Below are 21533 nucleotides of genomic sequence, written 5' to 3' on the forward strand. Positions count from 1 at the left end.
CCCGGTAAGCGTAGCGCCACCGGGCATTACGCCGGATGGCGGCGTAAACGCCTTATCCGGCCTACAGGGAGCACATTGTAGGCCCGGTAAGCATAGCGCCACCGGGCATTACGCCTTATCCGGCAAAAAACGATTTACTCCTGCGGCCACAACCATGCCGCGCCGCGAACGCCGCTGGAATCGCCATGTAACGCCTTACGAACCGGCGTTTCGCATTCGCCGCCAAAAACAAACGGTTTAATCAACGATGGCACGGTGTTGTACAACCGGTCGACATTGCTCATCCCGCCGCCTAACACGATAACGTCCGGGTCGAGGATGTTGACCACATGGGCTAACGATTTCGCCAGGCGCAGTTCATAACGGCTAAGCGCCCGTTCCGCCAGCGCGTCCTGCTCGTTAACCAGACGGATAATGTCATTCCCTTTCAGCGGATGACCACTCAGACGATGGTAATCCGTGGCAAACCCGGTTCCTGAGATAAAGGTTTCAATGCAGCCTTGTTTGCCACAATAGCAGGGCACTTCTTCACGGTAGCGCAGTTCATCTTCATCCATCCACGGCAAGGGATTGTGCCCCCACTCGCCTGCCGTACCGTTGCCGCCGGTATGGGCCCGACCGTTCAGCGCCACGCCAGCCCCGCACCCGGTGCCGATAATCACCGCAAAAACGGTCTGCGCTCCGGCCGCCGCGCCATCCACCGCTTCGGACACCGCCAGGCAGTTGGCGTCGTTCGCCAGGCGCACTTCCCGCTGCAAACGCGCACTCAAATCTTTATCGAACGGCTGACCGTTAAGCCAGGTTGAGTTAGCGTTCTTTACCACGCCGGTATAGGGCGAGATCGAACCTGGAATACCCATCCCTACCGTACCCGTCTGGCCCGTCGCCTTTTCCGCCATTTCGACCAGCGAAGCGATGGTCTCTATCGTTTGTCGATAATCATCCCGCGGCGTAGGCAGACGATGGCGAAACAGCTGTTCCCCCGCATCGCCGAGCGCAATCACTTCCGTTTTCGTGCCGCCTAAATCGATACCTATACGCACACATCGCTCCTCATTTTTAGGGAATATCAACAGAGTAGAGGCGGGTGTTCTGGTTGGCAATGCAAGCCCGCCGACAATTCGTTATTATACCCGCTGGATTTAACGACAAGGCCGTGGAAATTATCATGCTGTGGTTCAAAAATTTAATGGTTTACCGTCTTAGCCGCGATATTTCGTTGCGCGCCGAGGAGATGGAAAAACAGCTAGCCTCGATGACGTTTACCCCTTGCGGCAGCCAGGATATGGCAAAAATGGGCTGGGTTCCGCCAATGGGCTCGCACAGCGATGCGTTAACGCATACCGCCAATGGCCAAATTATTATCTGCGCGCGCAAAGAAGAGAAAATTCTGCCGTCGCCGGTGATCAAGCAAGCGCTGGAAGCGAAAATCGCCAAACTGGAAGCTGACCAGGGGCGCAAGCTAAAAAAAACGGAAAAAGACTCGCTGAAAGATGAAGTGCTGCACTCACTGCTGCCGCGCGCCTTTAGCCGTTTTAGTCAGACAATGATGTGGATCGACACCGTTAACGGTCTGATCATGGTCGATTGCGCAAGCGCTAAAAAAGCGGAAGATACGCTGGCGTTGCTGCGTAAAAGCCTCGGCTCGCTGCCGGTGGTTCCGCTGGCGCTGGAAAATCCTATCGAGCTGACGCTCACCGAATGGGTGCGTTCCGGTACGGTGGCGCAGGGATTCCAGTTGCTGGACGAAGCAGAGCTGAAAGCAATGCTGGAAGATGGCGGCGTGATCCGCGCGAAGAAACAGGATCTGGTCAGCGACGAGATCGCCGTGCACATTGAAGCGGGTAAAGTGGTCACGAAACTGGCGCTCGACTGGCAGCAGCGCATTCAGTTTTTGATCTGCGATGACGGTTCGATCAAACGCCTGAAGTTCAGCGATGAACTGCGCGATCAAAACGAAGATATCGATCGCGAAGACTACGCTCAGCGTTTTGATGCCGATTTCATTCTGATGACGGGTGAGTTGGCGGCGTTAATTCAAAGCCTGGTTGAAGGTCTGGGCGGCGAAGCGCAACGCTAAGTGAATATTCCCTCTCCGCCAGGAGAGGGAAGCGCCATTATAAATAGCGGCAAAGATAGGACGTCGGTTCAGCCACCTGCAAATGGAACTCACTTTGGCCAGGGACGTTAAACACCTCGCCCGCTGCGTAGACTTTCCACTCGGTTTCCCCCGGAAGCAGTACGTTCAACGCGCCACTGACCACCGTCATCTCCTCCGGCGCGGCAGTGCTAAAGGCATATTCGCCTTCCGCCATCACGCCGACACTGGCGCGACCAGTACTGCTGCTGGTAAAGCCGATTGATTTCACTTTGCCGGAAAAGTATTCGTTACTTTGTAGCATAAACTGGCCCTTTCTCATGGTTACGTTAAGCACCAATATAGGGTCGCGACCTTCTGCCTGTCACGCAAAATTAACCGAGTAACTCCGAAGCCAGCCGTGCAATCAATACATTAGAGAGCAAGACCGGAACATCCAGTGCTCTTTGCAATAAATCACGATGACGCTGATTAAATCCAATGGAATCCAGCATGATCACATCCGCGCCCTGTTCCAGCAAATCTTTACCGGCATCAATCAGTTGTTGTTCCGATCCCTGCACGGGATTCGCCAAAGAAAAGACCGGAGGACGTTGTAAGACCTGCCATTTTCTCGCCTGCACATCCAGTAACTCTTCAACCGGCACAATCACGCCCACCTGGTGGCCATCAACAATCGACGCCACTAACGGCGGGATAATACGCAATGGCTCCAGCAGGATCGTGTTACGCGCGGTCATACTGTTAATCGCGGCGGTATTCATCAGTAAAATGACATCGTAGCCCTGGTTATCCAGCACTTCGATAATACTTTGCAGGTCGCGCTCCACTTTCTGGCGCGAAACATGGACGATTTGGTTATCACTGAGCAACGTTAATAGCGGATCGTCTCCGGCCTCGACGGCGTACTCCGCCAACACCTCTTCACGGCTGATCTCACCCAACAGACTATGATGGGTAATATGTTGCTCATCGATATACTCCGTCAGAAGCGGCAGCACTTCGCTCATTGGCACAACGCCGATCGTGAGGATAGCCAACGACGCACTCATTTTCTGTTCCACCTTCTTTTTACTTCGTCGTTAATTCCCGGGTAAATGCCTGAACACTTACCTGCCCTGCGCTACAAATGCAGAAAAGCGTAGCAGGAGATCGGCAATGCATTGTGTAAAGATTCCAAATCACTCCAGTAGTATATTGTTATCGTTTAATTTTCAGTTTTAGCAGAATGCGGCAATGAGTGAAAAGTGTGATGCAAGTACGTTGTGACGTGACTCAGGCGCCTTGCCGGGCGTTCCACACGTCAGGATTTATCAGCTTTTATCGGGATCTTCATAGCGCGTTTTGGCATCCATCGCTTCCTGCGCGGAAGGATGCTCGCTGATCAGTGCGTTAGGTTCGGGATAGTCGGCGCGAAGCTGATACCAGGTCACCGTCTGACCTGGCGTTCCTTTCTCAACGGTGACGATATACGCTTCCCGGGGATAAGGCGGTTTTGTTGGCATAGTTCTTCCTTTTTACTGGATGAACTTTAATTATAGACGCCGCCCTGCAATCGTTGCGCCGCCTGCGACAACGCGGTAAGAATTTCAGAAACAACCTGGTCAGGGGCATGGCTCGCATCGATGATGTAATGCGCGGCTTCACGATACAGCGCGTCGCGCTGTTCGAGCACTTCCTGCACCTCTTCACTTAAGGGCTTGCCGGTTAGCGTCGGGCGCAGTCCCTCTTCTGGCGCAGCCTCCAGCCGGTTCACCAGCGTGGACACTGGCGCGCTTAAATAAATCACAATGCCATTTTCGCGCATATAGCGACGATTGTATTCGGTGAGGATGATCCCTCCCCCCGTCGCAACCACCGTTGACGGCGCGGTAACCGCCTTCAGCGCTGCTGTTTCTCTGGCGCGAAAGCTGTCCCACCCTTCCCGGTCAACAATCTCCGCAACCGTCATCTGGACGTGCGATTGCAACCACCGATCGGTATCGACAAACTGGAAATCCACTGCCTGCGCAAGCGCCATACCGGTTGTTGTTTTACCACAGCCGCGAGGGCCAACAAGAAAGAGAGGTTGCGTCATAGCGGGCTTTCCCCAGAGAGCCGCAAAGGTGCGGGATCTGATGTCATCAAAGTAATAATCATACCACCAAACTAGTACATCGTTAAATGTAAATAAATCATTCCACAAAAACCGTGAAAGATTGTACGCGCTTACTATAACAAGAAATCATCAGCAGCAAAGTGTAAAAATAACATTACATTTAGCGCGTTCTGCGCTGGACTTCCAGCCACCACTTATCCAGCTCGGCGGCGAAATGCTGGCGATCACGCGGAGAAAGGCTGTCCGGCCCGCCCGTCTGAATCCCGCTGGCGCGCAGGGTATCCATAAAATCACGCATTGTCAGGCGTTCGCGGATCGTTGACTCCGTATAGCGTTCGCCGCGTGGATTCAACGCCGCCGCCCCTTTTTCCAGCACTTCAGAGGCCAGCGGGATATCCGCCGTAATGACCAAATCTCCGGCTTCGCACTGACGCACAATCTCGTTGTCAGCGACATCAAATCCGGCGGGTACGCGCAGTGTGCGGATAAAACGCGAAGGCGGTACGCGTAAATTCTGGTTTGCCACCAGAATAAGCGGCATCTGCATACGTTCAGACGCACGGTACAGAATCTCTTTAATCACATTCGGACACGCATCCGCATCCACCCATATTGTCATAACCGCTCCAGGCTCATGTGCAATCGTCTATTGTCTCGTGCTTTTGTCTTCCGTCAAAGTGCTGTTTCTCCTTCATGAGACTTTCAATCCACGTTAAGCTAATAACCCCAACTAAAAATACGCATAGGGAGTGACGAAATGGAGAAGAAAATCGGTTTTATCGGTTGCGGTAATATGGGAAAAGCCATTCTGGGCGGCCTGATTGCCAGCGGTCAGGTTCTCCCCGGGCAAATCTGGGTCTATACCCCGTCCCCGGATAACGTCGCCGCGCTGCACGATCGGTACGGCATCAATGCGGCGCAGAGTGCGCAGGACGTCGCGCAGGTTGCGGATATCGTTTTCGGCGCCGTGAAGCCGGGCATCATGATTAAAGTGCTGAGCGAAATCAGCTCCAGCCTGAACAAGGACTCATTAGTCGTCTCTATCGCTGCGGGGGTCACGCTCGATCAGCTGGCGCGCGCGCTGGGGCACGATCGCAAAATTGTTCGCGCGATGCCAAACACGCCGTCTTTAGTCAACGCGGGCATGACCTCCATAACGCCAAATGCGCTGGTCACGCCGGAAGATACCGCTGACGTGCTGAACATTTTCCGCTGCTTTGGCGAAGCGGAAGTGATTGCCGAGTCGATGATCCACCCCGTCGTTGGGGTCAGCGGTTCCGCTCCGGCTTATGTCTTCATGTTTATTGAGGCGATGGCCGATGCCGCGGTGCTGGGCGGAATGCCTCGCGCGCAGGCCTATAAATTCGCCGCGCAGGCCGTAATGGGCTCCGCCAAAATGGTGCTCGAAACGGGTAAACATCCGGGGGAACTGAAAGATATGGTGTGCTCGCCTGGCGGGACGACCATTGAAGCCGTTCGCGTGCTGGAGGAGCGAGGATTCCGGGCGTCGATTATCGAAGCGATGGCGAAGTGTATGGAAAAATCAGAGAAACTCAGTAAATCCTGAGCCAGTTGCCGGACGTCAGGCCGCCACTTCGGTACGGTTACGTCCGGCGTTCTTTGCTTTATAAAGCGCCATATCCGCCGATTTCAGCCATTCCCGGTAGTGTCCGATTTGCGTGGTCAATGGCGCAACGCCCACGCTGATGCGCAAAATAACCTGTGGCGCGCACGGCAGGCGTAATGCGTTTAATCGCTCATGAACCCGCGACATCGCGGCAATCGCGTTATCCGCTGGCGTACCGCACATGATCACCGCAAACTCGTCGCCGCCAAAACGTCCTATCACATCGCTGCCGCGCAGCGTCATCTGCAACTGGCGCGTCAGGGCAATAATCGCCTCATCTCCGACATCGTGCCCCCAGGTATCGTTAATGCTCTTAAAGTGATCGATATCGATGATGAGCAACGTGGCGTCCCGGTGGTAGCGGCGACAGTTATCAAATTCATTACGCAACAATATTTCCCAGTGACGCCGGTTATAGACGCCGGTCATACCATCCCGCATGCTCATCACCTGTAGCCTGCGTTTATGTTCCGCCAGTTTGGTCGCCGTCTGGTAACTCACCCAGGCAAACAGCAAGGGATAAATCACAATCACCGGCAGGGAGAACCACCACTCCAGCGGCGCGCTGCGAAAAGCCACGGTAATTCCGGTCAGCTGTAACGTCACCAGACATGACACAACCATTAACACCATACCGGCGATAAAGAGCCGCAGTCCTCCCGCGCCCATCAAATTCATACACATCATCATCAGCAGAGCCGTGGAGGGCAGCACGTTGACGCCCATCACCCCAACCCAGACGCCAGCAAGAATGGCATCCGCCTTTAAGTTGTATATTTCCCGGCTTAAGGGATCGATGGCTTTACTCGCCAGTTGCAACGCCAGGTGCGGCCAGACGAAAGACCAGCCAACCAGAAACAACCACCATCCTCCCGCAATCGGTTGTGAAGCCAGTACGGCGGCGATCGGGAGAAACATCCATCCCAGTCCTACCGCACGCGGCAGTCTCACCCGCCTGGCGAATCGCAGCCCGGAGCGTTGATGGTCATTTTGAGGAGAGTGAGGTGGCTCACTCTGTGCGACCGCTTTTTTGTAAAAGTTTTCATCATTCATTATTTTTTGGGAACATTCTGAAACAATTTTCCCAAATTATAGAGAGGGGGATTGTGAAGGAAGTATGAAATTTCGGGTGAGTGATTTTCTCAGCTCACCCGTTAGCACTATGCGGATTTTTTCAGACAGGCACTCATAAACTTGCTGCGATCGTCGCCTTTCAGCGACTGGTCCGTCGCCTGCTGGTTGCACTCACGCATTCTCTGTTGCTGCGGCGTCAGGCTTTTCTCACCTGGGGCGGATTTACTGTTTTTCAGGCAATCGCTCATGTAGGTCTTACGCGCATCCCCTTTTAACGCCTGCGCCGTCGCTTGCTGATTGCAGCTCGTCATACGCTGTTGTTGCGGGGTTAATGTCTTCTCGGCAGCGCCGACGGCGGTTAAAAAAACCAGCCCAAACAGCAGGGTAACCAGTAATGTTATTTTCATAGCACCATCCTTCTGTGAGTGTTGACACTACACGTCATCCTTCTGGTTACGTGCGCCGTAACCGAAGGAGGCTAACTCTAAGTCTGGCTGCTGACGACGAAAATACCACCTGACGGCAAAAGTATTGCCGTCAGGAGTCCGTTTACTTCAGTCCCAACGCCGCTTTCATGGTGTAAAACAGATCGGTCTGGTCCGTTAATCCGACGACATTCGCCGCATGCGGGCCGTATGCGGCAATGCGCAACTGGCTGCCGGTATGTTCCTGCGACTCCTCTTCCGAGTTGCCGTAGCTGATGACCATCACCGCGCCATCTTTGGTATTTAACGCCTGCGTCAGTCCCGGCGCTTTGCTTTCCGGCGCGATAATCTGGCTGGAATGCGCATGATCGGCAGTCACCACAACCAGGGTATTGCCCTCTTTTTTAGCGAATGCCAGCGCACGCTGCACGGCTTCGTCCAGATCGACCGTTTCACCAATCTGCCCGCATGGGTTGGCGGCGTGATCCTGTTTATCGATGGACGCGCCTTCAACCTGCAAGAAGAAACCTTTTTCATTCTTACTCAACAGCTCAATCGCTTTGTCCGTCATTTGCGCCAGCGTAGGCACGGTATCATCGCGCTGCGGGTTTGCCTTGCAGGTCACCGCAGGTTGTTCAAGGTTGCCGTGATAAGAGGCTTTCGGGCCTTCCCAGCGAACCGGCATGTTGCCGTCGGAGAACAAGCCCAGCAGCGGCTTATCCTGATTTGCCGCCGTTACCGCCTTCAGCGAGGCGGCATCGTTCACCAGCTGATATCCCCGCTCCAGCGCCTGCTCACGCAACGTTTTCCCCTGCCATTCGCCTGCTGTCGCCATTTCAGCAAAGGTGGCCGCGCCGCCGCCAAGCGTAACGTCCGCCCGCGCATTCAGCAGTTGCTCGGTGATCGACCCTTTTCCACCCTTCTCCAGCGCGTTTGTCGGGCAAAGAGTGCTGGTAAGGCTGGGGCCGTAGCATTTGCGTGAGGTTACATGGGAGACTAACGCGGCGGGTGTCGCATCCTGTAATTCTGCGGTCGAGACGTTGCCCGTCGCCAGACCTGCCGCTTTGGCCATCTCCAGGATCGTGGTGTGATCTTTTTCGTGGATATCGACGCCTAACGCGCCGTTATAGGTTTTAACTCCCGTCGACCACGCCGTTGCCGACGCGGCGGAATCTGTGACGTAATCCGGTTTACCCGTTTCTTTATCCAGCGCGTAATGGGTGTATTGCCCGGTCAACGGTAAAGCATCAATTCCTTTAAAAAAGCCGCCGGCCCCTTGCGCATAATTTCGCGCCGCAGTGATTTCAGAATCACCCATACCATCGCCGATCAGCAAGATAATATTTTTGGCCGGTTTATCGCTCAGCGAATCTCGCAGCGCCGCCGTTTGATCGCCCGCTAATCGGCGCGCCCCGCCTGGCGTGGTAATATCTCCCTGTGCGGCACGATTATCCAGCACCGTCATCGCGGACGTCCTGGCATGCGTAATGGGGGTAAACAGCAGAGGTAACAGGGCAATAGCAATAGCGCTTTGTTTCACTTTATTTTCTCCATGTGCCTACCCTAAATAATTCGGGTTACAGAAAGCCAATACATATGCAACCTGAAGTACAACGGGTATAAATACAGTAAAATAAAAACAAAGCGACTATAGGTAACTGACGTGACAAGGTTATGACAGTGTTTACTCTGAATACGATCAGCTACGAGGATGCCTCAGTAACTTTTTTACATACTGGCGCAGCAATTCCGTATCGTAATCTGGAACGCTGGCATCCGGCTTTACGCCGTCGAGCGCATCCTCAACCTGATGAATGAGCTTCTGCTGCTCATTTTGCGCCATATTACGCAGCATCGCCGTGACAATAATCTCTAACGCTTCTACCTGAGCAACCAGTTCTTTCGACTCTTCTTCTTTTTGGGCGAGCCTCAGCAACAACTCTGAAATGAGATTTTTCATGACCGTATTTCCTTATCCGAGGAATGCTGACGTTATCATTATGGTTCACGACTGCCTAGAGGGTAAAAGTAGTATTTTTATGATAAAGGAAAGACTTTCTGTAAATAATGCGCTGACAAAATGGAGCGAAACGTTTCTCGCGAGAAAATAATTCAACCGTAAAAAATCAGGGTATAAATAGTCACGCCATTACATAAATTAAAGTTATGGTAAATACGCCAGAATTTAACTTAAAGCGTATCGCCATAATATATTTGATATCCCAGATTGACCCTGTCCAGCGTCTCTTTTCCGCCCAGACGTTTAATCAGCATATCTGCGGCTACGCTTCCCATATCGTAGCGGGGGGTAATCACGCTCGCTATTTTTTGCAAACGTGCGCGGCCGATTTCCAGGCCATGAAATCCGGCAATAGCAACCTGTTGCGGAACGGGGATCTGCTGCGACTGACACTCCAGCAGCGCGCCAACGGCTAAGTCGTCATTGGTGCAAAAAATCGCGTTAATATCCGGTCTGTCGTGCATCGTCTGCAAAAACAACTGACGACCTAAGGCCAGTGACGAAATGGCTTTTGGCACCACATGGTAAGGCTGTAACCCCTGCTCGCTCAGCGCACGCTCAACGCCGCGATAGCGACTGACATCACGCGGGTCGTCCATAGAGCCGAAAAACGCCACGGCGCGTTTTCCCGCCTCCAGAAACGCCTGAGTCATATCCCACGCGGCTTTTTCGTTATCAATACCAACCTGCATATCCAGACAATGCTCGGTGATATCCATTAACTCCGCCACGGGGATACCGCTGGCGCGCACATACTGCACCATACGTTCAGTATGTTGTTTTCCGGTCAGAATCAGCGCATCAATGTTGTAGGAGAGCAGGTTAAGCACTTCGCGCTCTTCCCGCTCCGGGTCATATTCATAGTTAGCGATCAGCGTCTGGTATTGATGAGCGGAAGTCACCGATTCAATCCCCGCCAGGACATCGGCAAAAATCTGGTTGCGAAAGGAGGGAATCAGCACCCCGATCGTTTTACTGCGCGCATTAAGCAAAATCTCGGGGGCGCGATTGGGAATATAATTATTCTCCTCCATGATCTTCGAAATCAGCTCGCGGCTACGCTGCGAGACCTGATTGGGATCGCGAAGATAACGGCTTACCGTCATCTTATTTAGCCCAGCCAGCGTGGCGATATCCTGCAAGGTCATCCGATTGTTTTTCATGAAGTTCTCTGCGAAAGACAGCGTGATCAATTCGCAGAGAACCTTAACACAGCCAGCGAGGGACTGCATCTTATCCGGCCGGATTAGCCCACCGCTTTCCCGGTTTGTAAGGATGTGGACGACGGCGCCTGATTAGCGCGCACGTTATACATCAATACCACCGAGGCCAGCAGGGAAATCGCCATAAAGGTGTACGAAACGCCCGGCCCGCCCGTCAGGCCATTGAGATACCCCACCAGCCATGCGCCGAGGAATGCCCCTAACGCGCCGAAACTGTTGATTAAGCCCATCGACACGCCCGCCACATTACGCGGCAACAGTTCAGGAATTAAGGCAAAAAACGGGCCGTAAGGCGCATACATGCAGGCTGCGGCAACCACCAGCAATCCATAAGAGAGCCAGAAAGCGTTGCTCCCCAACAGCCAGGAACATAAGAAAGCGATGGCGGCAATCAGCAGCAACGGCCAGATAAACAGCTTACGGTTCTGAAACTTATCCGATAACCACGACACGGTAAGCATCAGACAGATCGCCGCCAGATAAGGCACGGCGGCCAGCCAGCCGACGGATACGATATCCATTTGGGCCGCTGATTTCAGGATGGATGGCATCCACATCATGAATCCGTACACGCCGATACTCCACAAAGCATGTACCGCGCACAGCATGACAACGTTACGCGAGCGCATGGCTTCGCCGTAGTTACGTACCGGTTTAATATGGGTTTGCTCACGATCCATCGCCTGTTGCAGCGTCTCTTTTTCCTCCGCCGTCAGCCAGCTGGCATCGGCCGGTTTATCACGAACCAGCACCCACCAACAAAATGCCCACAGTACCGCCGGGATGCCCTCAATAATGAACATCTCGCGCCATCCCCAGGCCTGAATCAGATAACCGGAGACAATCGACATCCACAACACGGTGACCGGATTACCCAGAATCAAAAAGGTATTCGCCCGCGAGCGCTCGGTTTTCGTAAACCAGTTGCTGATATAAATCAGCATGGCTGGCATCACCGCCGCCTCAACCACGCCAAGAGTAAAACGGATCGCCATCAGCATGGGAATATTACTGACAAACCCCGTCGCGGCGGCACATATTCCCCACAGGATCAGGCTGAAAAAGATCATTTTCCGTACGCTGCGTTTAACGGCGTACAAGGCCCCCGGCACCTGAAAAAAGAAATACCCGAGGAAAAAAAGCGCGCCAATTAAGGATGCGGTTCCTTTCGTAATACCCAGATCGGTTTCAATACCTGCTGCGGCGGCAAAACCATAATTGGCGCGATCGAGATACGCTAAGCTGTAAGTAATAAAAATAATCGGCATTAAATACCACCAGCGCCGGGCTGGTAATTTAGCAAGAGCGTTCATACACATTCCTTTTGATAATGAGTCTATACCGCAGCTAACATTCCGCCGTCGACGAAGAGAATATGACCGTTAACAAAATTCGAGGCCGGGGCCGCAAGATAAACCGCCGCGCCAATCAACTCCTCCGGCTTTCCCCAGCGCGCGGCAGGCGTGCGCTGGTACAGCCAGGCGGAAAAGGCGTCGTCGTTTACCAGCGCTTCCGTCATCTCTGTGGCAAAATAGCCCGGCGCAATACCGTTAACCTGAATATTATATTCCGCCAGTTCCACGCACATTCCTCGCGTCAACATTTTCACCGCGCCTTTTGAGGCAGCGTAGGGTGTAATTGTTTTCCGGCCTAATTCACTCTGCATGGAACAAATATTAATAATCTTCCCTTCCCGGCGCGCCATCATATATTTGGCCACCTGTTGAGAAACAAGGAAGACGGATTTCTGATTGACATCAATAACGCGATCCCACTCTGCTTCAGGAAATTCCGTCAGGGGGTAACGACGCTGGATACCGGCATTATTGATGAGAATATCAATCGCCCCAATTTCCTGCTCAATATGCGCAATCGCTTTTTCCACCTCCGCCGCGTGAGTGACATCAAACCCATAACCCACGGCGTCATAACCCAGAGCCGTCAGTGTGCTCGCAGCCTGTTCCGCCCGCTGCTGCGTAATGTCGTTAATCACCAGGCTGGCGCCATGCTCTGCCAGCCCCCTTGCCAGCAAATTACCGATTCCCTGCGCTGACCCCGTAATCAATGCGCGTTTACCTGCAAGACTAAAAATACTTTTCATCAAAAACCTCTTTTTCGATAACTGTTACGCGTAACTGTATACGCGTAACAGTAGAAAAAAGAAGTTCTCTTACACAACTAATGGTCAATTTGTGATCTACGTTGGATTTGGTAGCAAAGAAGGGATCATGTGCAGAATGCTTTCTGCACATGATCACGATTAGCAGCGGATCTCAGGCAGCGTGACGGCGGCGCAACGCAATCGCCAGTTGCCAGATATTCACCAGCACAATGAGCGCCGTCGCGACAAATACCCAGCGAAAGCCCGCCATCGCCGATACGGACGCCCCCATCAGCGGCCCGGCCACATTTCCGAGATACATAAACGACTGGTTATAACCAAAGATACGGCCGGTTATTCGATCGCTGGAATACTTCACCAATAAGGTCTGTACGGCAGGCAGCATCGCGCCATCGGCAAAACCTAACAGAAAACGCAGAACCCCCAACTGGAACGGCGTCGTCACCCACGACATGGCGAAAAACAGCACCACGGCACAGACCAGCGTCGCCATCAGAATCCTTTCCGTCCCGATCCTGTCGCCAAGTTTGCCAAGGCGGGGGGCGGAAATGAGCGCTGAAACGCCGGGCACCGACGCAATTAATCCGCTCAAAAAGGCAATGTTCGTGCTGTCCGGCAGCATGGATTTGATAAACAGCGCCAGGATGGGGCTGATCGAACCGTTACAGAGCTGGATCACCATCGTCGTGAAAAACAGGCTAATCACCAGACCCGGATAGGGCAATGAGGCAAAAACCGCTTTGCCGCTCAGTCGTTCACTCTTTTTGAGAGTCGGACGAACGCCCTCTTTAATTAAAAACAGCGTTACCAGAAAGCTCACCATCAACAACGTGGCGGTAATAAAAAAGACCGCCCGCAGCCCGATATGATCGGCAATAACTCCGCCCATTAACGGCCCGCCGATCACCCCGCTGATCTGGGCGGTGGAAAGCGTACTGAGCGCCCAGCCGCTACGCTCTCTCGGCACCTGCGAAGCCACCAGCGCCATCGCGTTAGGAATGTACCCGGAGGTAAGCCCCATGACGCCGCGCAAAAGAAACAGTTGCCAGACATTGGTCGCAAACGCCTGAAGTAAAATCGCGATCGCCATGCCGAGCGATGCGCGCAGTAGCATCAGTTTGCGGCCTTTACGGTCAGCCAGACTGCCCCACATGGGCGAAACAATCGCGGAGATGAGAAAGGTAATACTGAAGGTTAAGCCAGACCACATGGAGAGCGCTTCATGCGAAGTGACGCCCATTTGCGAGATATACAGCGGTAAAAATGGCAGGATCTGACTGATCGCCAGCCCGGTAAAAAAGCAGCCGAACCAGACGGAGATAAGATTAACCTTCCAGGATTCCATAAGTGCTCATAACGATAAATAGCTGAAAACGCTCACCAGCTTAGCAAGTTGCGCCAGCAGAAGCGGTTCCAGAGATGCGGTAACCTCTATTTTGCTATTTTATCTCCCCGTTCATCAGATTTGTGAAATATGTCACATTATATGCCCGCTCAGAACAGGGATTTATGCTTCAACGACAAAGCCCGTATCCGCGCATACCGAGATGGAAATGGTTGGCGTGCGCGGCGTTGTACTCCGGCCCCAGTCCATTGCCATAATAAGTGCAACTGGCGTTAAGCATCGCGCGCAGCCAGGGGGCAGTTTTCTCATCCTTCCATCCCCGCAGAACCGTAACTTTTCGACCGTCCGCCAGTTGAAAACCGCTGATATCCCACGCCTGCGCGCTGGCATGTTCACTGCGACGCGCATCCGCCCGGTGATAGATATTGCGACAGGCATAGCTGCCAAGGTGCTCAATACGGGTCAGTTGACTGCCCATAAACGACTGGGTTAGCGGTTTCGCCTGGCGCGCCACAAACAGCGCAGAACTCAGCGCCAGCGGGCAAGAGGCCAGGAAACTGCTGCTCAACGACACGGAGCCAAAATGCCTGACCCGTACCACGTCTGACAGCGGACATTCGCCCGCGCTGTCGGCAACGGGTTGCGACGAGATCATTCCCTGGCGATTGGCCTGCTCAAGTAATCCCTGGCACTGTTGCGGCGTCAGACGCTGTAGTTTGAATTTGGTGAGCCAGCCCGGAGGGTCGGACAGTTGCAAGGGAACAAAAGGATTGTAATGCGACGGAAGAGAGCGATAACCCACCACCCCCACGGCCCCCAGCAGCACAATCGCAAGCCAACCCTTACCTTTCACGCCCCCTCCTCTCTGATTCCCTTAAACATTATGGCAGAAGCCCGCGAATCCGACGTTTTGTCGTGGTAATGTATACGCTTTGCGTTCGATGGAATGGGTTTTTAAGATGGCAAAATTGCGGGTAGGTATCGTATTTGGTGGTAAATCAGCGGAACATGAAGTGTCTTTGCAATCGGCAAAAAATATTGTCGATGCCATCGACAAAGCCCGCTTTGACGTTGTGCTGTTAGGCATTGATAAACAAGGGCAATGGCATGTCAGCGATGCCGAAAACTATCTGCTGAATGCAAACGACCCCGCGCACATTGCGCTGCGCCCCTCTTCTACCAGCCTGGCGCAGGTTCCGGGCAAACACGAACACCAGTTAATTGACGCACAGAACGGCCAGCCATTACCGACGGTGGACGTCATTTTCCCGATCGTACACGGCACGCTGGGGGAAGACGGCTCGCTGCAAGGGATGCTGCGCGTAGCGAATTTACCGTTTGTCGGCTCCGATGTGCTGGGTTCCGCCGCCTGCATGGATAAAGACGTCACCAAACGTCTGCTGCGCGATGCCGGGCTGAACATCGCGCCGTTTATTACGCTGACTCGCGCGAATCGCGATGCGATCCGTTTTGCGGAAGTGGCGTCCCGGCTGGGTCTGCCGCTGTTTGTGAAACCCGCAAATCAGGGCTCCTCTGTGGGCGTCAGCAAAGTCACCAGCGAAGCGCAATATGAACAGGCCGTTGCGCTGGCGTTCGAATTCGATCACAAAGTGGTTGTTGAGCAAGGGATCAAAGGCCGTGAGATCGAGTGCGCCGTGCTGGGCAACGATCACCCGCAGGCCAGCACCTGCGGCGAGATCGTCCTGAACAGTGATTTTTACGCTTACGACACCAAATATATCGACGACAACGGGGCGCAGGTCGTGGTTCCCGCCCAAATCCCGCAAGAGGTGAACGACAAGATCCGCCAGATCGCCATTCAGGCGTACCAGACGTTAGGTTGTGCGGGAATGGCGCGCGTGGACGTCTTCTTAACGGCGGAAAACGAGGTGGTGATTAACGAGATCAATACGCTGCCGGGATTCACCAACATCAGCATGTACCCGAAACTCTGGCAGGCAAGTGGCTTAGGGTATACCGATTTGATTACCCGTCTGATTGAACTGGCGCTGGAACGTCATGCGGCGGATAACGCCCTGAAAACCAGCATGTCATGATGACGATGCGCCATCTGGTGTTGACCGCCTGATGGCGCTTTGGCTTATCAGGCCTACGACGTTTTACGCCCGTAGGCCGATGCCGCCATCCGGCACACTACCGCATTAAGCTTCTTCGGTTTTATCATCCTCACGGCGACGAATAATCAGCCCGGCAAGCCAGAAACTGAATACCCACGTCACCAGGCCTACCGCGTAGGTTTGCCATCCTTTTGCTTCAAAGCCCAACAACCCCACCACGCCATTCAAAATAAAGATCAGTCCAATGGCGAAAGCATAATAGTGCCAGTCACGGCGAATTTTTACAGGCAGGTTCATGACAGCTCCGACGCTAAAACAATAAAAAATCATCCTCGCACATTTCTGCCTGAGCGTCTGTGGCCTGTGCGGAATTTCTCAAATGTTAATCAATTTAGATTAAGGTAACAAAATTGTGACATCAGACAAAAAATCCGCAATCCAGGAGTCATCCCTGAGTGAAATTACCATCATTCTGATATTGACAAACACGATGACCTGTCAGACTTCACGATAAGCCGCTGGCATGACGCCAGATTCGTGCAGAAGACTATCCCGGAGGTCTTTATGGCTGACTTTACCCTCTCAAAATCCCTGTTTAGCGGGAAACATCGAGATACCTCCTCCACGCCAGGTAATATCGCCTATGCCGTGTTTGTGCTGTTTTGCTTTTGGGCAGGGGCGCAGATCCTGAACCTTCTGGTTCACGCGCCTGGCGTTTATGAACATCTGATGCAGATGCAAGAGACCGGACGCCCCCGCGTGGAAATTGGATTAGGCGTCGGCACCATTTTCGGACTGGTGCCTTTCCTGACAGGTTGCCTGATTTTTGGCGTCATTGCCGTAATTTTGCGCTGGCGTCACCGTCATCAGTAACTCTCCCTGTGCCGGATGACACCAGGTTTATCCGGCCGACAAATTCATACAACGCGCCCGACGCTCGTCCACACGTTTAGCAAACCACGCGGTAGTGAGATTACGGGTGATCTTCGGACTTTCCAGCTGAATACCTGGCAACATCTCGCGCGGTAATGCCTTACCGGTTTTGGCTTCCGCCAGCTTATACACTTTCTCGTACAACGCCGTCTCCTCAAAAGCAAGGCTGTCTCCCTTTTCCAGTTGACGTCGAATCGCGCTGTCGCTCATGTCCAGCTTGCCCGCCAGCTTACGGATTGCCTGTTCCGTTTTCCCGGCCTCTTTGCTGTCATAACGAATCAAGTCGCCGTCCAGCGCCAGCTTAACGCCGCTGGCTTTACTGACCGCATTCTGAAATGCCGCATTACGACTGGCGTACCAACCGGCATTAAAATCAGCAAAACGGAATACAGGCGCGCTGTAATTCGCCGGATAGTTCAACAGATGCCAGGTTCCAAACCACAGTCCGCCACGGCGGCTAAAGACCTCCTGGCGAACCGTCCCGTTCATGGTCCACGGATAACCTTTTGTGTGCCGTTCGGCAAAGGCGATGCTGACCTGCATCGGCCCGCCGGTATGCACCGGATTAAGCGAACCGAACAGCGTCTGCCCCATCGGCACCATATTAATAAAATCATCAAAAATCGCGCTGAGCTGTTTTTCCGTTTTCACCGCGTCCAGACGTTCGCTGTAGCTTTTTCCGTTCGGGGAGTTAATTTTCAGCGCGGTATGCACCAGAAAAACGGGGATATGCATCCGCTCAGCACGCCTGTCGATCTCCTGCCAGGCGATTTTGCTCAACCCCGGCACCACCGGGTCCGCCTGATAGTTAGACTCCTGCTGCGCCACCGCCAGCACCGAGCAGACATTCTCAACCGTTGGCGCCAGCCCCTGGCTTTCGAAGGTCTTTGCGATGTCCTGCGCCCACGCGTCCCTGTCTTTTACGCTGGCGGGCATTTTCTGGCGCACCACGCTTGCCACATCGACAGGTTTTTCCCCTTTTTTCAGCGGTTGCGAAGGCTGGCTACTACACCCTGCCAGCACCAACGCAGCCAGGAATGATAAAGGGTAAAGACGGGACGCCGCCGACATAACGTTTCCTTTTGTTTGTTAGCTAAATGTACTCGTCACTTCCTGGATATCCTGCCCATCCAGTTCGCGCTCAAAGCTGCGCAGACGTTTATAGATGGACATCAGTTCCACCAGCGTGGTCCAGGAGTTAATCAGATACTGGAAGGAACCGCGCACCTGACCAAACACGTTGGTAATCTGCGTCATCAGGCCCAGCGTAATCGTACCGGCAACAATCGACGGAAACAGCAGGAACAGACCGAAAACGTTATCCACCTGTAGATAGAGAATGCGTGCAATGTTGAAGTACATATAGTGGAAGTAGAGGCGGAAATAGTTCTGGCGCACCGCGCTGAACAACTCACGCACGGTGGGCGGCGTAGCGCGGCTGGCGTCGTCTTCACCGTAGACCAGCTCTTTACGGTAAGCGGCCTCAACCCGCTGGTTTTTAAACTCCAGCCCCGGCAGTTTGATCCCCACCACGGCCAGCAATCCTGTTCCCATCAGCGACCAGATGATAGCCGCGATAACCAGCCCATAAGGAATATGCCCGACGATCGGCAGATCCGGTACGTGCGCAGACAGCGTAACCAGCACGGGTAAAAAGGCGATCAACGTCATGATGGCATTGATAAAGCTTACGCCCATATTCTCCAGCGTAGAGGCAAAACGCATCGTATCTTCCTGCACACGCTGCGCGGCGCCTTCAATATGGCGCAAATGCTGCCAGTGCGCCATGTAGTGTTCGTTCATCGCGGTACGCCAGCGAAACACATAGTGGCTGACGAAGAAATTGTTCATCACGCCAATCACTACGGCAATCAGCGCTATCCCGAGAAACACGCCGACTTCACGGTAAAACTGTTCGATAGTGACCTTATGCGGCGAGCTAAGCGCCGTCTGGATCAGGTCGTAAAACGGCGCGTACCAGGCGTTGACCGCCACGCCCACTTCCACCAAAAACCAGGTCACAAAGATGATCAACGAGGTGCCCAGAATCGACCAGTATTGCCAGCGATGCGGGCTATAAATAAACCAGAACATCGCAAACAATCCGACGCAAAGGACGTAATACGCGTAGAAAATCAGGTAGTCCAGCGACCAGAAGCGTGCGGCACTGATGGGAACATCACCGGAAGCGCCAGTAAGATGCGCAACCCAGGCGCCTCCGCCCGCTTGCCAGAAAATGACGGCGACAAGCGCCCAAAAAAACGCCGAGATAAAAAACGGCCCCGGCTTTGGGAAAAAAGACTTAAACATGATGCTCTCCTGCTAACTTCTTATCGTTATGACGACTGCTGTGCTTTTGCCGCAGCGCTGAGCGCGACAAGACGGGCCTGGCCCAACAAAACCGCGACGGAAACCGAGCATTGTGACCCGTATTCGCCAGCTTAGTTCGCACATCATTTTTTCAGAATTGTTTCAGCGAGTTTCGGCTCCCTTCAACAGCAACAGGAAGGCGAAACCCAAAAACCGACCAAGGTTACCACAAGCGCGGGATCACAAAAGCGGACATTCGCGATTGGGAAAAAATGCCCTGTTTACTCGTCGTTACGTTTTTCACACTATTATTGTCTTTTTAGCGCTTTGCAACGCGCCGCCAGGTAGTATAAATACGCATAGTTTTTTCATTTAACTGATGGACACAACCGTTGAAACGTAGTCTGCTTTTTTCTGCCGTGCTGTGCGCGGCGTCATTGACATCTGTCCAGGCGGCACAGCCAATCACCGATCCGGTTTTCGCTTCCGATATCGTTGATCGTTATGCCAACCATATCTTTTACGGCAGCGGCGCGACGGGAATGGCGCTGGTGGTGATTGATGGTAATCAACGCGTGTTCCGCAGTTTCGGGGAGACTCGCCCCGGCAATAACGTACATCCTCAACTGGACTCCGTTATTCGCATTGCGTCTATCACGAAACTCATGACCAGCGAGATGCTGGTCAAACTGCTCGATCAGGGGACGGTGAAATTACACGACCCGCTGAGCAAGTATGCCCCGCCTGGGGCGCGCGTACCGACCTACAACGGAACGCCTATCACCCTGGTGAATCTGGCGACCCATACCAGCGCCCTGCCGCGTGAGCAACCCGGCGGCGCGCCGCATCGCCCGGTATTTGTCTGGCCAACCCGCGAACAGCGCTGGAGCTACCTCTCTACCGCAACGCTAAAAGCGGCTCCTGGCTCGCAGGCGTCTTATTCCAACCTTGCGTTTGACCTGCTGGCTGACGCGCTGGCAACCGCATCCGGCAAACCCTACACGCAGTTATTTGAAGAACAGATTACGCGCCCATTGGGGATGAAAGACACAACCTTTACCCCCTCCCCCGATCAGTGCAAGCGCCTGATGGTGGCGGAGAAAGGGGCCAGTCCCTGTAACAACACGCTGGCGGCAATTGGCAGCGGCGGCGTCTATTCCACGCCGGGAGATATGATGCGCTGGATGCAGCAATATCTCTCATCCGACTTTTATCATCGCAGTAATCAGGCCGATCGTATGCAAACGCTGATTTATCAGCGAACTCAGCTCACACGGGTGACAGGTATGGACGTGCCGGGCAAAGCCGATGCGCTGGGCTTAGGCTGGGTCTATATGGCGCCTAAAAACGGACGTCCGGGGATTATTCAAAAAACCGGCGGCGGCGGTGGTTTCATCACCTATATGGCGATGATTCCGCAACACAACGTTGGCGCTTTTGTGGTCGTCACTCGCTCACCGCTTACGCGATTTACTAATATGAGCGATGGCATCAACGACCTGGTAACAGAATTGAGCGGAAATAAACCGCTGATCGTGCCCGCATCCTGATCAATACTCTGAAGGCAAATGGTTGATATTGACCAGTTTGCCTTTTTTCATTTCGATGTAGTTCCCTTTGCGTAACGCGGCGAGCACTTCAGCCACTACGGAACGGGAAATTCGCGTTCTCTGATGAATGTAGTTCATCACGCCAATACGCGCTCGTAGGCCTTCATCCCAGTCAACCATCGCGATCAACGTCGCCCGAATTTGATCATACGAGTTATTGCCAATTAATTGCAGATCGCGCAGTTCCAGAGTTCTGTTTTCCCATGCCAGCCAGCAAAAGGCTTCACGCCATAACTGGTGTTGCTCAAGGATTTTTATCGCGTGGGAAGAAGGAAGAAAATAACCGGTACAACGACTTTCCGTGACTAATTTATATTCGATATCATTTTTCATCACGCCATCAGCAATACCCATAATAAAGGGAGCCTGCGTTATCCCCATAAGCACGTTCTCCCCTCTGCGCAAAGAGATGAGACCGTCTAAAATGACAAACGTATCGCCTTGATTGGCATCATTCGAATAGACAACCTGCTTTTCATCGGCGTATTCAAAGTACGTGCCGTATTTAGACAGGCACTTATCGAGCTTACTAAATTCCTGAAGTGGTTTATTCAGAGACAGCATATGCGC

At 53.3% G+C, this 21533-nt stretch carries 24 protein-coding genes; 5 read left to right on the forward strand and 19 right to left on the reverse strand.

Annotated features, from left to right (window positions below):
• Window positions 1-134: 134 nt before the first annotated feature.
• Entirely contained in the window at window positions 135-1043 is a 909-nt protein-coding gene (gene mak, locus FD428_RS16330; RefSeq protein WP_047458524.1) for a fructokinase, read from the reverse strand.
• Window positions 1044-1168: 125 nt separating this feature from the next.
• Here mak and rdgC point away from each other — a divergent pair, with 125 nt between their 5' ends.
• Complete coding sequence (gene rdgC / locus FD428_RS16335; protein ID WP_024130604.1) at window positions 1169-2080, forward strand: recombination-associated protein RdgC; 912 nt, start codon at window positions 1169-1171, stop codon at window positions 2078-2080.
• Between the two features lie 37 nt (window positions 2081-2117).
• Here rdgC and ppnP read toward each other — a convergent pair whose 3' ends face one another.
• The 5 genes from ppnP to FD428_RS16360 form a co-directional block, all read right to left on the reverse strand.
• On the reverse strand, window positions 2118-2402 hold the full coding sequence (gene ppnP / locus FD428_RS16340) for a pyrimidine/purine nucleoside phosphorylase (RefSeq protein WP_024130605.1): 285 nt from the start codon (window positions 2400-2402) through the stop codon (window positions 2118-2120).
• A 70-nt stretch (window positions 2403-2472) separates the two neighbouring features.
• Complete coding sequence (locus tag FD428_RS16345; RefSeq protein WP_012133600.1) at window positions 2473-3150, reverse strand: AroM family protein; 678 nt, start codon at window positions 3148-3150, stop codon at window positions 2473-2475.
• A gap of 261 nt (window positions 3151-3411) precedes the next feature.
• Window positions 3412-3603, reverse strand: coding sequence for a protein YaiA (gene yaiA, locus FD428_RS16350; RefSeq protein ID WP_012133601.1), 192 nt, complete (start codon window positions 3601-3603; stop codon window positions 3412-3414).
• 26 nt (window positions 3604-3629) lie between these two features.
• Window positions 3630-4175 (reverse strand): shikimate kinase AroL, encoded by a 546-nt coding sequence (gene aroL / locus FD428_RS16355; protein WP_114847702.1) that lies wholly within the window; start codon window positions 4173-4175, stop codon window positions 3630-3632.
• 181 nt (window positions 4176-4356) lie between these two features.
• A complete protein-coding gene (locus FD428_RS16360) occupies window positions 4357-4815 on the reverse strand; it encodes a YaiI/YqxD family protein (protein ID WP_012133603.1) in 459 nt (152 codons plus the stop codon).
• Between the two features lie 138 nt (window positions 4816-4953).
• Between FD428_RS16360 and proC the strand changes: the two genes are divergently transcribed.
• Window positions 4954-5763 (forward strand): pyrroline-5-carboxylate reductase, encoded by an 810-nt coding sequence (gene proC, locus FD428_RS16365; RefSeq protein WP_047458533.1) that lies wholly within the window; start codon window positions 4954-4956, stop codon window positions 5761-5763.
• Window positions 5764-5778: 15 nt separating this feature from the next.
• On the opposite strand, the gene adrA is transcribed toward proC, so the two are convergent.
• From adrA to FD428_RS16410, 9 genes are all read right to left on the reverse strand, one after another.
• Entirely contained in the window at window positions 5779-6876 is a 1098-nt protein-coding gene (gene adrA, locus FD428_RS16370) for a diguanylate cyclase AdrA (RefSeq protein ID WP_114847701.1), read from the reverse strand.
• A gap of 107 nt (window positions 6877-6983) precedes the next feature.
• A complete protein-coding gene (gene psiF / locus FD428_RS16375; protein ID WP_012133606.1) occupies window positions 6984-7304 on the reverse strand; it encodes a phosphate starvation-inducible protein PsiF in 321 nt (106 codons plus the stop codon).
• 142 nt (window positions 7305-7446) lie between these two features.
• Complete coding sequence (phoA, locus tag FD428_RS16380; RefSeq protein WP_071259932.1) at window positions 7447-8862, reverse strand: alkaline phosphatase; 1416 nt, start codon at window positions 8860-8862, stop codon at window positions 7447-7449.
• A 159-nt stretch (window positions 8863-9021) separates the two neighbouring features.
• Window positions 9022-9282: an anti-adapter protein IraP gene (gene iraP, locus FD428_RS16385; protein ID WP_012133608.1), complete on the reverse strand. Its 261-nt coding sequence runs from the start codon at window positions 9280-9282 to the stop codon at window positions 9022-9024.
• 230 nt (window positions 9283-9512) lie between these two features.
• Window positions 9513-10505, reverse strand: a complete 993-nt coding sequence (locus tag FD428_RS16390) for a substrate-binding domain-containing protein (RefSeq protein WP_114847773.1) — start codon at window positions 10503-10505, stop codon at window positions 9513-9515.
• 83 nt (window positions 10506-10588) lie between these two features.
• Complete coding sequence (locus tag FD428_RS16395) at window positions 10589-11878, reverse strand: MFS transporter (RefSeq protein WP_024130608.1); 1290 nt, start codon at window positions 11876-11878, stop codon at window positions 10589-10591.
• A 23-nt stretch (window positions 11879-11901) separates the two neighbouring features.
• Entirely contained in the window at window positions 11902-12666 is a 765-nt protein-coding gene (gene idnO, locus FD428_RS16400) for a gluconate 5-dehydrogenase (RefSeq protein ID WP_012133612.1), read from the reverse strand.
• Between the two features lie 172 nt (window positions 12667-12838).
• Window positions 12839-14032, reverse strand: coding sequence for a multidrug efflux MFS transporter (locus FD428_RS16405; protein WP_012133614.1), 1194 nt, complete (start codon window positions 14030-14032; stop codon window positions 12839-12841).
• Between the two features lie 169 nt (window positions 14033-14201).
• On the reverse strand, window positions 14202-14885 hold the full coding sequence (locus FD428_RS16410; protein ID WP_047458542.1) for an extensin family protein: 684 nt from the start codon (window positions 14883-14885) through the stop codon (window positions 14202-14204).
• Window positions 14886-14991: 106 nt separating this feature from the next.
• On the opposite strand from FD428_RS16410, the gene ddlA reads away from it, so the two are divergent.
• Complete coding sequence (gene ddlA, locus FD428_RS16415; protein WP_104869010.1) at window positions 14992-16089, forward strand: D-alanine--D-alanine ligase; 1098 nt, start codon at window positions 14992-14994, stop codon at window positions 16087-16089.
• A 105-nt stretch (window positions 16090-16194) separates the two neighbouring features.
• Here the strand turns inward: ddlA and FD428_RS16420 are convergent, their stop codons facing one another.
• Entirely contained in the window at window positions 16195-16407 is a 213-nt protein-coding gene (locus FD428_RS16420) for a DUF2754 family protein (protein ID WP_024130610.1), read from the reverse strand.
• Between the two features lie 267 nt (window positions 16408-16674).
• Between FD428_RS16420 and FD428_RS16425 the strand changes: the two genes are divergently transcribed.
• Window positions 16675-16983: a YaiY family protein gene (locus FD428_RS16425; RefSeq protein WP_024130611.1), complete on the forward strand. Its 309-nt coding sequence runs from the start codon at window positions 16675-16677 to the stop codon at window positions 16981-16983.
• 27 nt (window positions 16984-17010) lie between these two features.
• Here the strand turns inward: FD428_RS16425 and FD428_RS16430 are convergent, their stop codons facing one another.
• Both FD428_RS16430 and sbmA read right to left on the reverse strand, forming a co-directional pair.
• Window positions 17011-18114 (reverse strand): DUF1615 domain-containing protein, encoded by a 1104-nt coding sequence (locus FD428_RS16430; RefSeq protein ID WP_114847700.1) that lies wholly within the window; start codon window positions 18112-18114, stop codon window positions 17011-17013.
• An 18-nt stretch (window positions 18115-18132) separates the two neighbouring features.
• A complete protein-coding gene (gene sbmA / locus FD428_RS16435; protein WP_114847699.1) occupies window positions 18133-19353 on the reverse strand; it encodes a peptide antibiotic transporter SbmA in 1221 nt (406 codons plus the stop codon).
• 392 nt (window positions 19354-19745) lie between these two features.
• On the opposite strand from sbmA, the gene ampH reads away from it, so the two are divergent.
• On the forward strand, window positions 19746-20903 hold the full coding sequence (gene ampH / locus FD428_RS16440) for a D-alanyl-D-alanine-carboxypeptidase/endopeptidase AmpH (protein ID WP_049011959.1): 1158 nt from the start codon (window positions 19746-19748) through the stop codon (window positions 20901-20903).
• On the opposite strand, the gene iprA is transcribed toward ampH, so the two are convergent.
• Complete coding sequence (gene iprA / locus FD428_RS16445) at window positions 20904-21527, reverse strand: hydrogen peroxide resistance inhibitor IprA (RefSeq protein WP_047458555.1); 624 nt, start codon at window positions 21525-21527, stop codon at window positions 20904-20906.
• Window positions 21528-21533: the final 6 nt, after the last annotated feature.

It is taken from the genome of Citrobacter sp. TBCP-5362, assembly GCF_005406305.1.
GTDB lineage: Bacteria > Pseudomonadota > Gammaproteobacteria > Enterobacterales > Enterobacteriaceae > Citrobacter_B > Citrobacter_B koseri.